Annotated in this window: 1 protein-coding gene; it reads right to left on the bottom strand. The window is 72.2% G+C overall.

What is annotated here, in order from left to right; all coding sequences use genetic code 11:
• Nucleotides 1-1904, bottom strand: a 1904-nt coding sequence (locus tag IG74_RS0144375; protein WP_030689458.1) for a type I polyketide synthase, incomplete at both ends; no start/stop codon positions are given.

Genomic DNA, 1904 nt, shown 5'->3' with positions numbered 1-1904 from the left:
GCCACCCTCGGCCGCGAACATCACGTCCTTCAGCGGACGGTCCAGTACGACGTCCAGGTGCGCGCACACCTCGTCCAGAGCCTGAGCGAACACCGGGAAGGCGTCGTACAACTCCCGCCCCATACCCAGACGTTGCGCACCCTGGCCGGTGAACAGGAAGGCGGTCTTGCCGCCGTTGGCCGCCTGCCCCTGGACGATACCGGGGGCGTCGTCGCCCGCGGCAACGGTCTCCAGGCCACGCAGCAACGTCTCGCGTTCGGTGCCCAGCAGCACCGCGCGGTGCTCGAACACCGATCGCGTGGCGACCAGCGATTCGGCGATGTCCAGAACGCTGTGCTCGGCCCCGTCGACCAGGTGGGCCCGCAGTCGCTCGGCCTGGGCGCGCAGGGCTTCCGGGCTCCGGGCGGAGAGCGTCCAGGGGGCCAGGCCGTGGTCGTCGGCGGGGGCCGGGGCGGGCTGCGCCTCGTCCTCGACCGGCGGGGCCTGCTCGATGATGGTGTGGGCGTTGGTGCCGCTCACGCCGAAGGCGGAGACACCGGCCCGGCGCGGCTGCCCGGTCTCGGGCCACGCGGTGGCCTCCGTCAGCAGCCGCACCTCACCCGCCGACCAATCCACCTGCCGCGACGGCTCATCCACATGCAGCGTCTGCGGCAGCACACCGTGCCGCATCGCCATCACCATCTTGATGACACCGGCCACGCCCGCGGCGGCCTGCGTGTGACCGAGGTTCGACTTCAGCGATCCCAGCCACAGCGGCAGGTCCTCCGGCCGCTCCTGGCCGTAGGTGGCCAGCAGCGCCTGTGCCTCGATCGGGTCGCCCAGCGTCGTACCCGTGCCGTGCGCCTCGACCACCTGGATGTCGGCGGCCGACACCCCGGCGTTGGCGAGCGCCTGGCGGATCACCCGCTGCTGGGACGGACCGTTGGGCGCCGTAAGGCCGTTGGACGCGCCGTCCTGGTTGACGGCGGAGCCGCGCACGATCGCCAGGACCTCGTGGCCGTTGCGCCGGGCGTCGGACAGCCGCTCCACGAGCAGCATGCCGACACCCTCGGACCAGCCCGTGCCGTCCGCGGCGTCCGCGAAGGGCTTGCAGCGGCCGTCGGGGGCCAGGCCACGCTGGCGGCTGAACTCCACGAAGGCGGCCGGGTTGGTCATCACGGTGACACCACCGGCGAGCGCCATGTCGCACTCGCCCTGGCGCAGCGCCTGCGCGGCCTGGTGCAGGGCGACCAGCGACGACGAACACGCCGTGTCCACCGTCAGCGCGGGACCCTCAAGACCCAGCGTGTAGGAGATACGGCCGGAGACGACCGAGGTGGCGCTGCCGGTCAGCAGCTGCCCTTCGAGCCCCTCGGGGATCTCGTGCAGTCCCGTTCCGTAGCCGGAGGTCGCGGCGCCGACGTAGACGCCGATCTGGTTGCCGCGTACGGACGCCGGGTCGATTCCGGCCCGCTCGAACGCCTCCCAGGACGTCTCAAGGAGCAGCCGCTGCTGCGGATCCATGGCAAGGGCCTCACGCGGCGAGATCCCGAAGAAGGCGGCGTCGAACTCGCCCGCCCCGTCGAGGAACCCGCCCTCGCGGGCGTAGAACGTGCCCAGGCGCTCCGGGTCGGGGTCGTACATCCCGTCGACGTCCCAGCCCCGGTCGGAGGGGAAGTCCGTGATGGCGTCCGTGCCGGCCGCGACGAGGTTCCACAGGTCCTCGGGGCTTCCGACGCCGCCCGGGAAGCGGCAGCTCATCCCGACGATCGCGATCGGGTCGTCATCGACCGGAGCCACCGACCCCGCCGACGGCACAGGCGCCTCCTCCCGCGCGCCCAGCACCTCGGCACGCAGATGACCGGCCAGCACCACAGAACTCGGGTAGTCGAAGACCAACGTGGCCGGCAACACCAACCCCGTCT

The sequence above is a fragment of the Streptomyces sp. NRRL B-1347 genome (genome assembly GCF_000720325.1).
Lineage (GTDB): Bacteria > Actinomycetota > Actinomycetes > Streptomycetales > Streptomycetaceae > Streptomyces.
The sequence above is the reverse complement of the archived record's forward strand: the minus strand, read 5'-3'. Positions and strand labels throughout refer to the sequence as shown.